Here is a 15,866-nt window from a genome sequence, read left to right as displayed (position 1 = left end):
CGGTTTTTTCCCGGAGCAATCCGAGCGGCCCGCGCCGAAACGCCAGGTCAGGCTTCAAGCGTCCTGCGCCATGCAGCCCTTGGGCGCATAATCGGCCTCCACCGTGGTGCTGCAAGTCCATCCGGAAGCTGCCGAGCGGGTCAGCAACAGAGTCTTGTTCAGCACCGCTCCCGGCGCATTGAGGATGGTGCAACCAATGCTCCCTTCACCGGAGGCCGCTGTGCCACCGACGCTCACCCGGCAGTTGGAGGTCTGGGCCGAGCCTCCAATCAAGGCCAGGGTCGGGTCGGTCCCCTGGTTCAGCAGGTCCTCGACATTCACCTTGAGCGCCGAGACCTCGGCCAACGCGGCAATTACCTTGGCCCGGGCCTGATACTGGGCGTACAGCGGCATCGCCACCATGGCGAGAACGCCAATGATGGCCACCACCACCAGTAATTCGATCAGAGTAAAAGCGGATTGATGTTTCATGGATGTGCCTCCTGGCAATGATGCTCTGTGGATCGTCAGCAAGACTTGAAGCATTCCCTGTGCCAGGGCCCGACCCACGGAATCCGCGGCCTACAGAGGTGATAGCCCTTGGCCTTGAGCGCAAGAAGTCGCACAAACTGACAAATTTCGTCAGCTCGTGACCCTGTCCGACAGGCACCCGGCAGCTAGGCTTCAACAGGTGCCGCCGGCCGGAGCGTCCCAACCGCGTTTGCGCCCAGGCCACATCCGCGGTCGCGGATCATCGATCAGCCGTTCGATGACCCTCGCGACCAGACTCCTCCACTGCCCAAGGATCGAAGCATGGCGGCAAAAGCTCCCACGACGAGTGTCTATCTCTGGCACGGCATCGACGGCCAGGGCCAGGTGATGCACGGCGAACTGAGCGCTGCCAACCCGGGACTGATCAGGGCCCGGTTGCGCAAGCAGGGCATCACCCCGACCCGGGTGCGCCGCAAGCCAAGGGCCTGGCCTCGACTGGGCCAAGGGATCAGCCCCCGGGAGATCGCCCTGTTCACTCGCCAACTGGCCACGTTGATGCAGGCCGGGGTGCCGCTGCTGCAGGCCTTCGACATCATTGCCGAAGGCTTTGAACAGCCCCTGATGCGCCAGCTGCTGGCCAGCCTCAAGCGCGAAATCGAGGCCGGTTCCAGCCTGGCGAGCGCACTGCGCCGGCATCCACGCCACTTTGATGCGCTGTACTGCAACCTGGTGGATGCCGGCGAGCAGGCCGGGGCCCTGGACACGCTGCTGGAACGTGTCGCGACCCACAAGGAAAAGAGCGAAAACCTCAAGACCCGGGTAAAGCAAGCCATGGTCTATCCGCTGGCGGTGATCGGCGTGGCAGTCGTCGTCAGCAGCATCCTGTTGCTCAAAGTGGTTCCCCAGTTCCAGAGCCTGTTCGCCGGGTTCGACGCCGAGTTGCCGCCGCTCACTCAATGGGTGATCAACCTCTCCCAGGTGCTCCAGCGCCACGGCGGACTCTTGCTCGCCGCCAGCCTGCTGGTCGGTGTCGGCCTGATCCAGGCCTATCGACGCTCGGCACGCCTGCGGGACACGGTGGATGTGGGGCTGCTGCGCTTGCCCCTGGCCGGCCCCTTGCTGCAAAAATCCGCCGTGGCGCGCTATGCCCGAATCCTGGCGACCACCTTCGCTGCCGGGGTGCCCCTGGTGCAGGCTCTGGACTCGGTGGCCGGAACCAGTGGCAATCGGGTCTTCAAGCAAGCGGTGGAGCGCATTCGCCAACAGGTGGCCAGCGGCATGCAATTGCACTTTGCCATGCGCGCCAGCGGGGTCTTCCCCGGCATGGCGGTCCAGATGACCGCCATCGGTGAAGAGTCCGGAACCCTGGACCACTTGCTGGAAAAGGTCGCGACCCACTATGAAGTCGAGGTGGACCACCTGGTGGACAGCCTGACCCGTCTCATGGAGCCGTTGATCATGGTGCTTCTGGGCAGTATCGTCGGCGCCCTGGTGGTGGCCATGTACCTGCCTGTCTTTCAACTCGGTACAGCGATCTGAACATGTCCTTGACTGAAGTCCTGACCCTCTACCCCCTGGCTTTCGTGTTGGCCGCCCTGATACTGGGGCTGCTGGTCGGCAGCTTCCTCAATGTGCTGGTGTGGCGCCTGCCGAAGATGCTCGAGCGCGACTGGCGCGCCCAGGCCCACGAAGTGCTGGGGCTGCCCCCGGAGCCGGCAGGGGCGCCCTATAACCTGCTGCTGCCCCATTCCCAGTGTCCGCATTGCGCACAGCCAATCCGCCCCTGGGAGAACATTCCCCTGCTCAGCTATCTGTGCCTGCGGGGCCGTTGCCGCCATTGCAAGGCCGCCATCAGCCCCCGCTACCCGCTGACCGAGCTGGCCTGCGGGTTGATCTCGGCCTTCGTTGCCTGGCACTTCGGCTTCGGCTGGCAGGCGGGCCTGTTGCTGATCCTCAGCTGGGGGCTGATCGCCATGAGTCTGATCGATGCCGATCACCAGCTGCTGCCCGACGTGCTGGTGTTGCCGTTGCTGTGGCTGGGACTGATCGCCAACAGCTTCGGGCTGCTGGTCAGCCTGGGCGATGCCCTGTGGGGGGCGGTACTCGGCTACCTGAGCCTGTGGTCGGTGTTCTGGCTGTTCAAGCTGCTGACCGGCAAGGACGGCATGGGGCACGGCGACTTCAAGCTGCTGGCGATGCTGGGAGCCTGGGGCGGATGGCAGGTGCTGCCGCTGACCCTGCTCCTCTCCTCACTGGTGGGCGCCATCATCGGCACCCTCATGCTGCGCCTGAACCGGGCCAAAACCTCGACGCCGATCCCCTTTGGCCCTTTTCTGGCCATTGCCGGCTGGATTGCCTTGCTCTGGGGTGGTCAAATGACCGACTTCTATCTGCAGGCTGTCGGCTTCCAATGACTCGCTCCCCTCACACACCCTGGACCCTTGGCCTGACCGGCGGCATCGGCAGTGGCAAAAGCGCTGCCGCCCAGCATTTCATCGACCTGGGCGTGCATGTGATCGATGCCGATCACGCCGCACGCTGGGTGGTGGAACCCGGGCGCCCGGCCCTGGAACAGATTGCCCGCCACTTTGGCCAGGGCGTGCTACAGGCCGATGGCCAACTGGATCGCGCCGCGTTGCGCACGTTGATCTTCGAGATCCCCGAGCAACGGCGCTGGCTGGAAGCGCTGCTGCATCCGCTGATCGCCGAGGAGATTGCCAAGCATCTGGCCCGCGCCGAATCGCCCTATGCGATTCTGGTGTCACCGCTGTTGATCGAATCGGGCCAGTCACGGATGACCCAGCGGATCCTGGTGATCGATGTGCCGCAACAGTTGCAGATTGAACGCACCCTGCAACGGGACCGGACCAGCGAACAGCAGGTCCGGGCGATTCTCCAGGCCCAGGCCAGCCGGGAGGAGCGCCTGCGTCACGCCGACGATGTACTGGTCAACGACCGCGACCAGGCCTGGTTGCGCAGCGAAGTCGAGCGCCTGCATCACTTTTACTTAACTTTGCGTGGAGGCCAGTCATGAGCCAACCCCTGACCGTCGAATGCCCAACCTGTGGCGCCCCCGTGGAATGGACCGCGGCCAACACCAATCGGCCATTCTGTTCCGACCGTTGCAAACTGATTGACCTGGGGGCCTGGGCCGCCGAGGAACACAAGATTCCGGTGAGCCCGGATGCCGAGGACGAACTGTTCTCGGAAGAACTGCCGCCCCGCGCCCACTGAGTGCTCAAGCCAACGCCGTTCAGGGCCGCATGAAACTGTAGTCCTGATCGTCGTCGAGGTTCTCCGCGAGGAACTGCAGTTCGTCTGCCAGATCCTCGATGCTGCGCACGCTCTTGCTCTGCTGCACCACCGCGCTGAGCAGCGCTCGCAGGCTCAAGCCCGGTTCAAACCCTTCCTGCTGGGCGCTGTGCAGGCTGTCGCGCACTTCCTGCCGGGCCCACTGATAGACACTCATGACCGCACTCCTGGGATTTTTGCCGAGCATGCAGCGGGGCCCCAGGCTCGGCGTTGATATGGATCAAGAGCGCGGATCCTCGTCTTTCCAGGGCGCCGAGAGGTAGCGGGTGCGATTGAAGGTTTCCAGCCATTCCGGGCAAAACACCACCAGGGCACTGATCACCATGCCGTTGATGAACGCCTCGGGAAAGATGATCAGCCACAGGTAACCGACGAAATCCTCCAGCCACTCGGGCATGGCGAAACGCTCGTCGAACCACAACAGGCCCAGTGCGCAGAGCAGGCACAGCAGCGCCGACAAGGCCGCGGCAAAGAAGCCCGAACAAAAGATATAGACGAAGGGGTTGCGCGGCTGGGCCCGTTCCACCAGCCAGGCGCAGGCTTCCGTAACCGCCACCGGCAGCAGGATCAACAAGACCCCGTTGACCCCCAATGCCGCCAGATCCTGGCGGCCCAGGGCCAGCAGCCCCAGTTGCGCGATCAAGCCTCCCACGATCGCCAATGGCCAATCCAGCAGCAGGGTCACCGCGGTCATGCCGATGAAGTGATAGGACACGCCGGTGTCGAAGTCCCGACGCACCAGCCACAGCAGAAACAGGGCAAATACCGTACCGAACAACAGATGCTGACGGCGGCTGTCGGTGAACAGCTCGACCCACGGCGCTCGCAACACCGCCCAGGCCAGCACCGGGACATACAGGAGCCACCCGATGCTCAGGCTTTCCGGCGACAGCAGCGCCGCGCTGATCATGGCTGGACGTTCTCCAGCGCTGCCTTCAATTGCTCGACCGTGGCGAACTCGTGCCGGGACACCAGTTGGCCATCCTGCAATTGCAGCCACAGGACCTTGTCCTCGCCAGCGGGGTAACGCGAGGCCACGCGCCCTTCCCGATCGAGCATCACCCGGTAGGGATAATCACGCATGGCAGGCACCGCGAACATCTTGGCGATCAGCGCCGGCATGCGCTGGATATCCGCGACAAACACCCCATGACGCGCCTGCAGATAATCCTTGGGCTTGTCCTTGAGCGCGCCGTTCACCACCTTGGCCGCATCCATACCGCGAGCCACCAGCAGGAACCGCGCCTGGGAGTCGAGGCTGTAGGCTTGATCGAATTGATCCAGCAAGGTCCAGGGGGCCAGACGCTCACCGATTTCCAGGGCCTGGGCCCACAGAGGCAACAGGCTCAGCAACAGAATTGACCAGGGTTTCACTGCACACTCCTAAATCGAGGGGGAGGACGGCGAACAGTCTACACCGCCCTTGGCCGGGCTCCAGCAAGCGCGCCTGCGGCCCCCTGATCAAGGTTTTTCCGGAAGCCTGCTGCTAAAGGTCATATTTGGGCGCTAAGCTTGAAGTTATGGATGACTCAGATTTTTTGCGCCTGCTTACCATCCAGGCCGAACAAGCCAACGCGTTCCTGTCCAATGCCCGCAAATGGGAGCGTGAGCGTTGGGTCTGCCAGCGCCTGCTGCAAGGCCTGAACATTCCCTATCGCAATGACGAATTCACCGCCGCCGGCCAAGAGCCGCCAGATGTGTTGTTTCGCGAGGCCAGCTTCGAGGTGTTCTTCGTCCTCGATGAGGGCCGCCGTCTCAACGACGAATGGCGCGATGAACTGCAGCGGCGGCGCAGTGCGTTTTCCCTGAGCCAGCTGGTGCGCCGCGAAGCCAAGCCCAAACGCATCCCGGCCAACGAACTGTTGCTGCGCCTGGGGCCAACCCTGCGCAAGAAAGCTCACAACTACAAGGAACGCGGGATGAACCTCGGCGAGCTGGACATCATTGCCTTCGCCGCCCTGAAGCGTGAGGTGCTGGATCTGAACAGCCACTTCCCGCCGCCCACCGAATACCTGCGCCAGGGCTGGCGTTCACTGTCCCTGGTGGGGCCGACCTTCGCCCGGGTGCTGTTTGCCCATCCCGACGCACCGGAGTTCCTGCGCAGCAATCTGGGGCGCAGCATCCTCTTCGACGTCGGCATCAGTTTGTAACGGTCGTCAATCCGCCATGCGTGGGCATGGCGCATTACCCCCCGGCAATGGTAAAAAAGCGTCCTGCCTGCCAACGCCGGGACCTCGTCATCGACCCCCGCACGGCAGCGGCTATGCTCGACTCATGCCCGATTGCATCGCGCTGTAACATTCCCCTGTGTTGCGACGTCTACCTGACGAGGCCCTTTATGAGCAGCCGCCTGAACCCCGACGACCAACGCCATGTCGAAGAATATCTGCAACTGCCCCAGCACCGAGTCGAGCGCCGGCCCTTCCGGCCGTGGACGCTCCTCGTGGTGGTGGTTGCGGTGACCGTCGCCCTCGGCCTGTTGAGCCGTTTTATCAGTTACCTGACGCTATGAGCCGCTTCGCGCTCGCTCGGTTGACTGCACCGATTTCTTTTAGCCTTGCGAGATATCCCCATGACTCATCGTATTGTCATCGTTGGCGGCGGCGCCGGCGGCCTGGAGTTGGCGACCCGCCTGGGTAAGACTCTGGGCAAGCGCGGCACCGCCAGTGTGATGCTGGTGGACGCCAACCTGACCCATATCTGGAAACCCCTGCTGCACGAAGTGGCCGCCGGCTCGCTGAACTCCTCCGAAGACGAACTCAACTACGTCGCCCAAGCCAAATGGAACCACTTCGAGTTCCAGCTGGGGCGCATGAGCGGGCTCGATCGTCAAAGCAAGAGAATCCAGCTGGCGGCGACCTATGACGAAGCCGGCGTGGAACTGCTGCCAGCCCGGGAACTGGGCTACGACACCCTGGTGATTGCCGTGGGCAGCACCACCAACGACTTCGGCACCCAGGGCGCGGCCCAGCATTGCCTGTTCCTCGACACCCGCAAGCAGGCCGAACGCTTCCACCAGCAGTTGCTCAACCACTATCTGCGGGCTCACGCCGGGCAGACCGATGCCGTGGAGCAGATCAGCGTGGCCATCGTCGGCGCCGGAGCCACCGGCGTGGAACTGGCCGCCGAACTGCATAACGCGGCCCATGAGCTGGCGGCCTATGGCCTGGATCGTATCCAGCCGGAGAACATGCACATCACCCTGATCGAAGCCGGACCACGGGTACTCCCGGCCCTGCCCGAGCGCATCAGCGGCCCGGTGCACAAGACCCTGGAGAAACTCGGGGTCAAGGTTCTGACCAATGCCGCGGTCAGCGAAGTGACCGCCGAGAGCCTGATCACTGCCGACGGCCAGACCATTCCCGCCAGCCTCAAGGTCTGGGCGGCAGGCATTCGCGCGCCGGGCTTTCTCAAGGACATCGACGGCCTGGAAACCAACCGCATCAACCAGCTTCAGGTCCTGCCCACCTTGCAGACCACCCGCGACGAGAACATCTTCGCCTTCGGTGACTGCGCCGCCTGCCCGCAACCGGGCAGCGACCGCAACGTGCCGCCCAGGGCCCAGGCTGCGCACCAGCAAGCGTCTTTGCTGGCCAAGTCGCTGAAGCTGCGCATCGAAGGCAAGGACCTGCCGACCTACAAGTACACCGACTACGGCTCGCTGATCTCGCTGTCACGCTTCTCGGCGGTGGGCAACCTGATGGGCAATCTCACCGGCAGTGTGATGCTCGAAGGCTGGCTGGCGCGGATGTTCTACATCTCGCTGTACCGCATGCATCAGATGGCGTTGTACGGAGTCTTCCGCACGGCGATGCTGATGCTCGGCAGCCGCATCGGACGCGGCACCGACCCACGCTTGAAGCTGCACTGAGTCCCCGCGTGTCCCTGGCCCCCCGCTACGCAATGTAGCGGGGGGCCAGTCTTCGATGCTGCTCGCCTGGATCGCCAGCGCCCTGGTTCCTGGGGCGGCGCGCGGTCAAAACAGCGCTTGCAGCCAACCCGGGGTCGGTACTGCACATGCCCGCTACTGCGCAATCTGCTGCAATGCCGTGTCCCGGCCCACCCGAGTGTGGCGCCACGCATCGTTCATAGCAGCAAGGACCCATGCCATGCAGATGCCCCAGACGCTTGAGTTGCGCAATGGCGAAAAAGCCCCCTCCACTTTCTCTGCCGCGGAATACGCCCGGCGCCTGAGTGCCCTGCGGACTCACATGGCCCAAGAAGGCCTGGACGCGGTGCTGTTCACCTCGTACCACAACATCAACTACTACGCCGATTACCTGTACTGCTCCTTCGGCCGTCAGTACGCACTGGCGGTGACCCAGGAGCGCACGGTGCTGATCAGCGCCAACATCGACGGCGGTCAGCCGGGACGCCGGGCGATCTGTGACGCTCAAGTGATCTACACCGACTGGCAACGGGGCAACTTCCTCGTCGCGGTCAAACAGGCCCTGCCCCGAGCTTCGCGATTGGGGCTGGAGTTCGATCAGTTGAGCCTGCCCCATTACCGGGCCCTGGCCGAACGTTATCCACAGGCGCAACTGCTGGACATCGCCGGACCCTGCATGAACCTGCGCATGCTCAAGTCCGCCGAGGAACAAGCGCTGATCCGCCAGGGCGCGCGCATCGCCGACATTGGCGGCGCCGCCGCGATCGAGGCGCTGCACGATCAGGTGGCGGAGTACGAAGTGGCGCTTCACGCCACCCAGGCCATGGTGCGGGAAATCGCCCGCACCTTTCCCGCCGCCGAACTGATGGACACCTGGACCTGGTTTCAATCCGGAATCAACACGGACGGCGCCCACAACCCGGTGACGTCGCGCCGGGTCAGTCCGGGTGAGATCCTCAGCCTCAATTGCTTCCCGATGATCGCCGGCTACTACACCGCGCTGGAGCGCACGCTGTTCCTCGGCCACTGTCCCGATGCCCATCTGCGGCTCTGGGAAATCAACGTCAAGGTGCACCAGGCCGGGTTGCAACTGATCAGGCCCGGCGCCCGCTGCAGCGAGATTGCCCGGCAGTTGAACCAGATCTACCTGGAGCACGACCTTCTGCAATACCGCACCTTCGGCTACGGCCACTCGTTCGGCATCCTCAACCACTACTACGGCCGGGAAACCGGCCTGGAGTTTCGCGAGGACGTGGACACCGTGCTGGAGCCGGACATGGTGGTGTCCATGGAACCGATGATCCGGCTGCCTCAGGGCCTGCCTGGTGCTGGCGGCTATCGGGAGCACGACATCCTGATCGTCAATGCCCAGGGGGCGGAAAACATCACCGCTCTGCCCTTTGGGCCAGAGCACAACATCATCGGCGCCTGAACCTGCGCCCCTGGACCGGGGCAACACGGATCACCACCGTGGGCCCGATGCGCCGTCGCGCCTGCAAGCTCCATTGCCCCACCTGGCAGGGTGCTGAGGCACCTGCAACAAGAACCCTCTCAAACACCAGGAAGTATCAGTGGCCCATGCAAGATGGGCCACGAAGTTCGGTAGATCGTGCTGTAAACCATCTGGAGAACGATCCCGGCACATCTGAAGTCATGTACAAAGAACGCACTATTGTGTCGCTCGTCTTCAAGGATCGAGACTCAGGCAAACCAGTGAGCAAACTACAACTGGCCGGCCGGATTCAATTCAGGGAATCAACGCATTGCGCTTGGCAAACTCCGCCAGACTGACTTGTGAACCCAAGCCTAGTTTCTGCAATAAACGGGTTTTGTAAGTACTGACGGTCTTGTTGCTCAAGAACAGTTTTTCACCAATGGCCTTGTTCGAATAACCCTGGGCCAGATACTGCAGCACGATCATTTCCCGATCGGTCAACGAGCCTATCTGTTCACTCTCGGTCTGTTGTTCCGCGGCAGGAATGGATACATCCACGGCCAGGGACGGGTAAAAGGTATAGCCGGCCAACACCGCATTAATGGCCACGACCAGATTACTCAGGTCCTCCTCCTTGTTGACGAACCCACGCGCGCCCAACTGAATGCAGCGCCTGCAGAAGCTCTCGACGGACTGCGAGGTCAGCACCAGTACTTCGGTGGATATGCCCAAGGCCTTGATCCGTGACAGCACCTTGAGGCCGTCCAACTTGGGAATGCCGATATCGAGGATCACCACCGCCGGCTCATGTTCACGAACCAGTTCCAGCGCATCCAGTCCATTGTCTGTTTCGGCCACAACCCGCATGTTGTTTTTTTCCAGCAAGACCTTAACGGCGAGCCGGACAACAGGATGATCGTCAACTATCAATACGCTGTGCATGTTGTCACTTCACCTTAAAAACCTGGCCTTGGGGCCGGCCTTGTCGCTCGGAAGATAAACGCAATCGCACCCCGATCAGATGCAACGTTCGTATTTGGGTAACCACTGTTGCCACGGAAGCGTTGCCTGCGCGATGCCCGGTAAATTTCAGACTCCTGACAAACAAGGGACGATACAAGAGGTTAATCACTTCTCCCAAAGGAATCAGACAGTCTGATTTTTCACTAGGAAATTTCTCAACACACGCGTGGATTTGCCTTATGGCTCCCGATCCAGATTGTTAAGCAAGATGCTCGACAAATAATGACGCGAGCCGGAAATGCAACATTTGAATGTTCTGGTTCTGGAAGATGAACCGCTGCAGCGCCTGGTCACCGTGACGGCCTTGAAAAAGGTGATGTCGGGGCCGGTGCATCAGGCCGCCAGCGGCCGCGAGGCCCTGGCGCTACTGGAGAACAGCGAGAAGATGGACATCGCCATCTGCGACTTGAAGATGTCCGGCATGGACGGCCTGGCCTTCCTGCGTAACGCCAGTCACAGCGGCAAGCTGCACTCGGTCATTCTCTGCAGCCAGATCGATTCGATTTTGCGGCACACCACCGCGTCCATGATCAAGCACCTGGGCTTCAACTTCCTGGGTGACCTGGGCAAGCCCTTCGATCTGGAGCGGCTGACCACTTTGCTCAAACGCTATCCGTCCCAGCGTCCCGGACTGGTCAGGCCGCTGGAACAATCCAGGCTACCGGCCCTGAAGGATGTCCTTCGAGGCCTGGATAACGGTGAATTCGAGCCCTATTACCAGCCCAAGGTCGCCCTCGAAGACGCGTCTCTACTGGGGGTGGAAGTTCTGGCTCGCTGGAATCACCCCCAGCTAGGCGTCCTGCCGCCCTCGCACTTTCTGTGCCTCATGGAACACCACCACCTGCTGGACCGCCTGTTCTGGCAACTGCTCGATCAAGGCCTGGCCCTGCGTCGCAAACTGGCGGAGAAAGGAACCGCCCTGGGATTTTCCTTCAACCTGCACCCCTCGCAACTGACGTTCCAGACCCTGACCGAATCCATTGCCTCGTTGCTCACGCTGTTTCAGGTGCCGTGCGCCTGCATCACTTTCGAGATCGCGGAGAGCAGTCTGGTCAGCGCTCCCGCCATCAGTCTGGAAAACCTGGTGCGCCTGAGAGTGATGGGTTGCGGCCTGGCCATGGAAGATTTCGGCGCCGGCTACGCCAGCCTGGATCGCCTGTGTGAACTGCCCTTCAGTCAGATCAAGCTCGATGGAGCCTTCGTGCGCAAGATGGGGCACCAACCCAGGAGCAATGCGGTCATCAGCTACACCGTGGCGCTGGCTCGCTCGCTGGGCATGTCATTGATCATCGAAGGGGTGGAAACCCGCGAGCAACAGAAGCGCTTGCTGGCACTGGGGTGCGAGACCGCCCAGGGTTTTCTGTTCGCGCGGCCCATGCCGGAAAATCATTTCATCGCCTATTGCAGCCACTAGCCCCTCATGACGGCCGTTCAAGGTGGCGACCCATGACCCTGCTTCATGTACCGTCCGCCCGGCGTGCATTGCGCTACGACTCCCGGCTCAAGCCCTCCTGCCCTCCTACTTTCGACGCGATCATGCATTCACGATTTATCTGGCTGTTTTTCTGCTTGGCGCTTACCGCGGTGCAACCGGCAGCGGCCGAGCCCCCGACATTGCCCAATACCCTGCACAGCACGGTTCACCTCGGTCACCACGATCTGGCCCTGGAGGATGAAGACTGGCATTGGCTGCGTCACAAGTCGGAGTTGAAAATCGGCGCCGTCGCCACCGAGTCGGCACCGTTCAATGTCAGCTACAACGACAACTACTACGAAGGCATTTCCGCCGACGTCAGCACCCTGATCGGGCAGATGCTCGGGATACGCATCAAGGTCGCGCCGTTTGCCACCCGAGACGCCGCCTTGCAGGCCTTGCAGACGGCCAACATCGATCTGCTGGGCAGCTACAGTTCCGCGCCAGCCACTGCCGACAGCATCAGGTTCAGCCGCCCCTTCGCCGAGGGTCGCCTGGCGCTGTTCAGGCGCAACGACGACCTGAAGCCTGTGTCCGCCAACCTGGCCGGGCTGCGGGTAGCCGTCCCTCAGGAGCACAGCGCCGAACTGCTGTCACGCTTTCCGCTCGCCCACGCGATGATCTACCCCAACCCCGACGAAGCCATCGCCGCGGCGGCCTTCGGCCATGCCGACCTGTACCTGGACGACGTGCTCAGCGCCTACTTCCGCATCAACCGCGCCTACTACAGCTACCTCAAGTTCGAACGTTTCGCTGCGTTTTCCGAAGGTGGCTATGGCTTTGCCCTCAAGGAGGACAACCAGCGCCTGCTGCGCATCGTCGACCAGTGCATCGAAGCCATTGGCCGGGAAAAACTCACCAGCCTCAGTCGCCGCTGGGTCGGCAGCGGCTTCATTCCATCGGACGAGAAGGTGGTGCTGACGCCGGAGGAGTCGCGCTGGATCGACCGCAATCCGGTGGTCCGCCTGGTGATCAACGATGACCTGGCACCCGTGGCCTTTTTCGACGCCAAGGGCATTTTCTCCGGAGTCACCGCCGAACTGCTGGAGCTGATTGCCCAACGTACCGGCCTGCGCTTCCAGGTGACCGCCCGCAACGGAGGCTACCCGGAACAGATTGAAGCCCTGCGTAAATCGGAAGCGGACCTGGCCATCATGACCGCCAGCGCACAACGCGAGAACAATCTGCGCTTCACCCGGCCCTTTCTCAGCAGCCCCTTCGTCCTCGTCACCCAAACCGACAAGAACGGCAAGGCACTGCTCGCCGGAGCACTGATCGGCAAGCGCCTGGCCATACCGAGCGGCCATGTCACGCTGCAACAGGTGCGCGAGCTCTATCCGCAAACCCGGATAATCGAAGCCGGTGCCTCGCTGGACGCCATGAACAAGGTCTATGAAGGCGCTGCCGATGCTGCGGTGGTGTCCCTGCCGGCCTCGCGTTACTACATTGTCCGTCTGTTTCAGAACCGCCTGGCGGTCTCCGACCTGATTCACACCACCCAGGCCACTGCCAACTTTGCCTTGCGCCGCAGCGACCCGGAGCTGCAGTCCATCCTCGACAAGGCCCTGCTCAGCCTCCCGGCGGACGACCTGAACGCCATCGCCAGCCACTGGCGCTCGCCCCCGGGGATGAGCAGCCAAACCTGGCGCGACTACACCTTGATGATCGCCGAGATCATCGCCGGGGCCTCACTGCTGCTCCTGCTGTCACTGGCCTGGGTCTTCTACCTGCGTCGCCGGGTCAAGGCCGAGCAAACCCTCAACGACCAATTGCGCTTTATCGAAACGCTGGCGGAAAACATGCCGCCTGCGCTTTATATCCGCGATGTCGACGGCAACATGCTGTCCTGCAACCGCAGTTACCTGGAGAGCGTCGGGCTCAGCGCCGAAGAGGTGCTGAACCGCACCGTGCAGCAACTGCCGCCCGAGCACTTCGCGGCGCAACCCGATCTGCATCAGAACTACCTGCAGGCAATCAACGACGGCCAGACCATCACATCGGTCTATGCGGTGAAGCTGCAGGGCAAGGAGGTCTGGATCGAACACTGGATTCAGCCATTCAAGGATGCCAATGGCGTCACCAAGGGCGTGATCTGCGGCTGGCTGGACATCACCAAGCATCGGCATCTGGTCCAGGAGCTGAAGGAAGCCAAGAACCTCGCGGACGAGGCCAGCCGGGCCAAGACCACGTTCCTGGCCACCATGAGCCATGAGATCCGCACGCCGATGAACGCGATCATCGGCATTCTCGAGCTGGCGCTCAAACGCGCCGACAGCGACCGGATCGAACGCTCCAGCATTGAAATTGCCTACAGCTCGGCGCACAGCCTGCTGGAGCTGATCGGCGACATTCTGGATATCGCCCGTATCGAGTCGGGGCGCCTGAGTCTCTCGCCCAAACGGGCCAATCTGCGCGAACTGGTGGAGTCGGTGGCGCGGGTGTTCGAAGGACTGGCCCGGCAGAAATGCCTGAGCCTGATCCTCGAGATCGATTCCAGCATCAACGGCGACGTACTGGTGGACGGCCTGCGTTTCAAGCAGATCCTGTCCAATCTGGTGAGCAACGCCATCAAATTCACCGAGGCCGGGTTTATCAAGGTGAGTATCAGCGGCGATCTGCTGGACCACGCAGTGCTGCGGGTACGGCTCTGTGTCGAGGACTCGGGGATCGGCATCTCGCCCTGCAGCCAGCAGCGTCTGTTCCAGCCTTTTGCCCAGGTGGAGCGCAATGTGCAGAACATCGAAGGCACAGGCCTGGGCCTGGTGATCTGCCGTTCCCTGTGCGAAATGATGGGGGGCCAGGTATCGATGAGCAGCGCTGTGGGACACGGCACCCGAGTGAATGTGGAGTTGCGTCTGCAGACACTGGAGCGCGTGGCCGCAGCCGAGCGCCTGCCCCCGGTCAACAAGCGTCACATGTACCGCCTGCAGATCCTGGTGGTGGACGATCATCCGGTGAACCGCCAGGTCCTGCAGCAGCAACTGTGCTTCCTCGGACATGACGTGTTCGAGGCGGAAAACGGTCTGGAGGCCCTGCACATCTGGCGTGAGCAGGACTTCGACGTGATCATCACCGACTGCCACATGCCCATCATGAACGGGGCTGAGATGACCCGGGCGATTCGCCAGGATGAACGGGACAATGCCGCGGAGCCGATGATGATCATCGGCCTGACCGCTGACGCCCAGCAGGAGGAGGTGGAACGCTGCATCCAGGCGGGAATGAACGACTGCCTGATCAAGCCCATCAGCCTGGACGAGCTGGAAGAACGCCTGCTGGCCATGGGGCAGGCCGATGAGGGCGAGCAGGAAAGCCTCGCCAGTTCGAAGCCCGCCAGCCCCCGCTCCTCCCGGGTATTCGATCTGGAGTCCTTGCACACCCTGGTGGGCAGCGAGCCGACGATGCTGCACCACATTCTCAGTGAGTTGCTGAGCAACAATCGCATGGACATGCAGAGCCTCGACACCTTGCTCCAGGAACAGGCCACCGTGGAACTGGCAGAGCTGGCGCACCGCATCAAGGGCGCTGCGCGAGTGGTCAAGGGCGAACAATTGGTCGAGAGCTGTCGCCAGCTGGAAGACGCCTGCCTGAGCCCGGAGCTGGCTCTGGAGACGGTCAGGGAGTGCGTAGAGCAGGTGAAACAGGCAATCGTGACCCTGGAGCGGCGTCTGCTGGAACAGCGCAGGGTCTGGGAGGCGTTGCCCGTCGAATGAGCACAAGGGGCGTAGCATGGCTTGCCGCCCCGGGGCACGACATTTTTGCAGACAAACGAAAAAGGGCACCTCAAGAGGTGCCCTTCTTCGTGAATATGGTCGGGGTAGGGGGATTCGAACTCCCGACATCCTGCTCCCAAAGCAGGCGCGCTACCGGACTGCGCTATACCCCGGTAAAAAAAAGGCACCTTTAAAAGGCGCCTTCTGCGAACAGAGCTTTTGGCGTCTGATCTTAAGATTCGATTCCAGCGAACTGGTCTCAAAAATGGTGGGTCGTGTGGGATTCGAACCTACGACCAATTGGTTAAAAGCCAACTGCTCTACCAACTGAGCTAACGACCCAAAAATGGTCGGGGTAAGGGGATTCGAACTCCTGACATCCTGCTCCCAAAGCAGGCGCGCTACCGGACTGCGCTATACCCCGGTTTGAAATTGGCTCCGTGACCAGGACTCGAACCTGGGACCCAATGATTAACAGTCATTTGCTCTACCGACTGAGCTATCACGGAACTACATATTTCAAGTTACAACTTTTACTTCATCCTCTTC

General features: G+C 62.0%; 15 protein-coding genes and 4 tRNA genes. 10 read left to right on the top strand and 9 right to left on the bottom strand.

Annotated features, from left to right (window positions below; all coding sequences use genetic code 11):
• Positions 1–54 precede the first annotated feature (54 nt).
• Positions 55–471 (bottom strand): pilin, encoded by a 417-nt coding sequence (locus ACMGG8_RS08620; RefSeq protein ID WP_060841138.1) that lies wholly within the window; start codon positions 469–471, stop codon positions 55–57.
• Positions 472–792: 321 nt separating this feature from the next.
• Between ACMGG8_RS08620 and ACMGG8_RS08615 the strand changes: the two genes are divergently transcribed.
• Genes ACMGG8_RS08615 through yacG form a run of 4 tightly spaced genes read left to right on the top strand, consistent with a single transcriptional unit; the run spans position 793 to position 3,705 of the window.
• A complete protein-coding gene (locus tag ACMGG8_RS08615; protein ID WP_414159452.1) occupies positions 793–2,010 on the top strand; it encodes a type II secretion system F family protein in 1,218 nt (405 codons plus the stop codon).
• A gap of 2 nt (positions 2,011–2,012) precedes the next feature.
• Positions 2,013–2,885, top strand: a complete 873-nt coding sequence (locus ACMGG8_RS08610; protein WP_414159451.1) for a prepilin peptidase — start codon at positions 2,013–2,015, stop codon at positions 2,883–2,885.
• Positions 2,882–3,505 carry a dephospho-CoA kinase gene (coaE, locus tag ACMGG8_RS08605; RefSeq protein WP_060841141.1) on the top strand — a complete coding sequence of 208 codons (624 nt, stop codon included), beginning with the start codon at positions 2,882–2,884 and terminating at the stop codon, positions 3,503–3,505. The genes ACMGG8_RS08610 and coaE overlap by 4 nt, the downstream gene beginning before the upstream one ends.
• On the top strand, positions 3,502–3,705 hold the full coding sequence (gene yacG, locus ACMGG8_RS08600) for a DNA gyrase inhibitor YacG (protein ID WP_060841142.1): 204 nt from the start codon (positions 3,502–3,504) through the stop codon (positions 3,703–3,705). The genes coaE and yacG overlap by 4 nt, the downstream gene beginning before the upstream one ends.
• 19 nt (positions 3,706–3,724) lie before the next feature.
• Here yacG and ACMGG8_RS08595 read toward each other — a convergent pair whose 3' ends face one another.
• From ACMGG8_RS08595 to ACMGG8_RS08585, 3 genes are all read right to left on the bottom strand, one after another.
• Positions 3,725–3,940 (bottom strand): hypothetical protein, encoded by a 216-nt coding sequence (locus ACMGG8_RS08595; RefSeq protein ID WP_016968161.1) that lies wholly within the window; start codon positions 3,938–3,940, stop codon positions 3,725–3,727.
• Positions 3,941–4,003: 63 nt separating this feature from the next.
• A complete protein-coding gene (locus ACMGG8_RS08590) occupies positions 4,004–4,693 on the bottom strand; it encodes an energy-coupling factor ABC transporter permease (RefSeq protein WP_016968160.1) in 690 nt (229 codons plus the stop codon).
• Complete coding sequence (locus tag ACMGG8_RS08585; RefSeq protein WP_414159450.1) at positions 4,690–5,157, bottom strand: FAD/FMN-containing dehydrogenase; 468 nt, start codon at positions 5,155–5,157, stop codon at positions 4,690–4,692. The genes ACMGG8_RS08590 and ACMGG8_RS08585 overlap by 4 nt, the downstream gene beginning before the upstream one ends.
• A gap of 146 nt (positions 5,158–5,303) precedes the next feature.
• Here ACMGG8_RS08585 and ACMGG8_RS08580 point away from each other — a divergent pair, with 146 nt between their 5' ends.
• The 4 genes from ACMGG8_RS08580 to ACMGG8_RS08565 all read left to right on the top strand — a co-directional run bounded on the left by ACMGG8_RS08580 (position 5,304) and on the right by ACMGG8_RS08565 (position 9,104).
• The gene (locus ACMGG8_RS08580) at positions 5,304–5,933 is read left to right on the top strand and encodes a DUF1780 domain-containing protein (protein WP_060841144.1); all 630 of its coding nucleotides are present in this window, start codon (positions 5,304–5,306) and stop codon (positions 5,931–5,933) included.
• Positions 5,934–6,121: 188 nt separating this feature from the next.
• Complete coding sequence (locus ACMGG8_RS08575; protein WP_060841145.1) at positions 6,122–6,295, top strand: DUF3094 family protein; 174 nt, start codon at positions 6,122–6,124, stop codon at positions 6,293–6,295.
• A gap of 60 nt (positions 6,296–6,355) precedes the next feature.
• Positions 6,356–7,654, top strand: a complete 1,299-nt coding sequence (locus ACMGG8_RS08570) for an NAD(P)/FAD-dependent oxidoreductase (protein WP_060841146.1) — start codon at positions 6,356–6,358, stop codon at positions 7,652–7,654.
• Positions 7,655–7,892: 238 nt separating this feature from the next.
• Positions 7,893–9,104, top strand: coding sequence for a M24 family metallopeptidase (locus ACMGG8_RS08565; RefSeq protein ID WP_414159449.1), 1,212 nt, complete (start codon positions 7,893–7,895; stop codon positions 9,102–9,104).
• Positions 9,105–9,419: 315 nt separating this feature from the next.
• Here ACMGG8_RS08565 and ACMGG8_RS08560 read toward each other — a convergent pair whose 3' ends face one another.
• Entirely contained in the window at positions 9,420–10,049 is a 630-nt protein-coding gene (locus ACMGG8_RS08560) for a response regulator transcription factor (protein ID WP_060841148.1), read from the bottom strand.
• 319 nt (positions 10,050–10,368) lie between these two features.
• Here ACMGG8_RS08560 and ACMGG8_RS08555 point away from each other — a divergent pair, with 319 nt between their 5' ends.
• Both ACMGG8_RS08555 and ACMGG8_RS08550 read left to right on the top strand, forming a co-directional pair.
• The gene (locus ACMGG8_RS08555; protein WP_414159448.1) at positions 10,369–11,544 is read left to right on the top strand and encodes an EAL domain-containing protein; all 1,176 of its coding nucleotides are present in this window, start codon (positions 10,369–10,371) and stop codon (positions 11,542–11,544) included.
• Positions 11,545–11,666: 122 nt separating this feature from the next.
• A complete protein-coding gene (locus ACMGG8_RS08550) occupies positions 11,667–15,317 on the top strand; it encodes a transporter substrate-binding domain-containing protein (protein WP_414159924.1) in 3,651 nt (1,216 codons plus the stop codon).
• A 96-nt stretch (positions 15,318–15,413) separates the two neighbouring features.
• Here the strand turns inward: ACMGG8_RS08550 and ACMGG8_RS08545 are convergent.
• The 4 genes from ACMGG8_RS08545 to ACMGG8_RS08530 form a co-directional block, all read right to left on the bottom strand.
• A tRNA-Pro gene (locus tag ACMGG8_RS08545) sits at positions 15,414–15,490 on the bottom strand.
• A gap of 93 nt (positions 15,491–15,583) precedes the next feature.
• Positions 15,584–15,659, bottom strand: a tRNA-Lys gene (locus ACMGG8_RS08540).
• 5 nt (positions 15,660–15,664) lie between these two features.
• Positions 15,665–15,741 (bottom strand) — tRNA-Pro (locus tag ACMGG8_RS08535).
• Between the two features lie 9 nt (positions 15,742–15,750).
• Positions 15,751–15,826, bottom strand: a tRNA-Asn gene (locus tag ACMGG8_RS08530).
• Positions 15,827–15,866 lie beyond the last annotated feature (40 nt).

It is taken from the genome of Pseudomonas sp. BNK-45, from assembly GCF_047456255.1.
GTDB lineage: Bacteria > Pseudomonadota > Gammaproteobacteria > Pseudomonadales > Pseudomonadaceae > Aquipseudomonas.
This window is presented reverse-complemented; position numbering and strand designations above follow the sequence as displayed.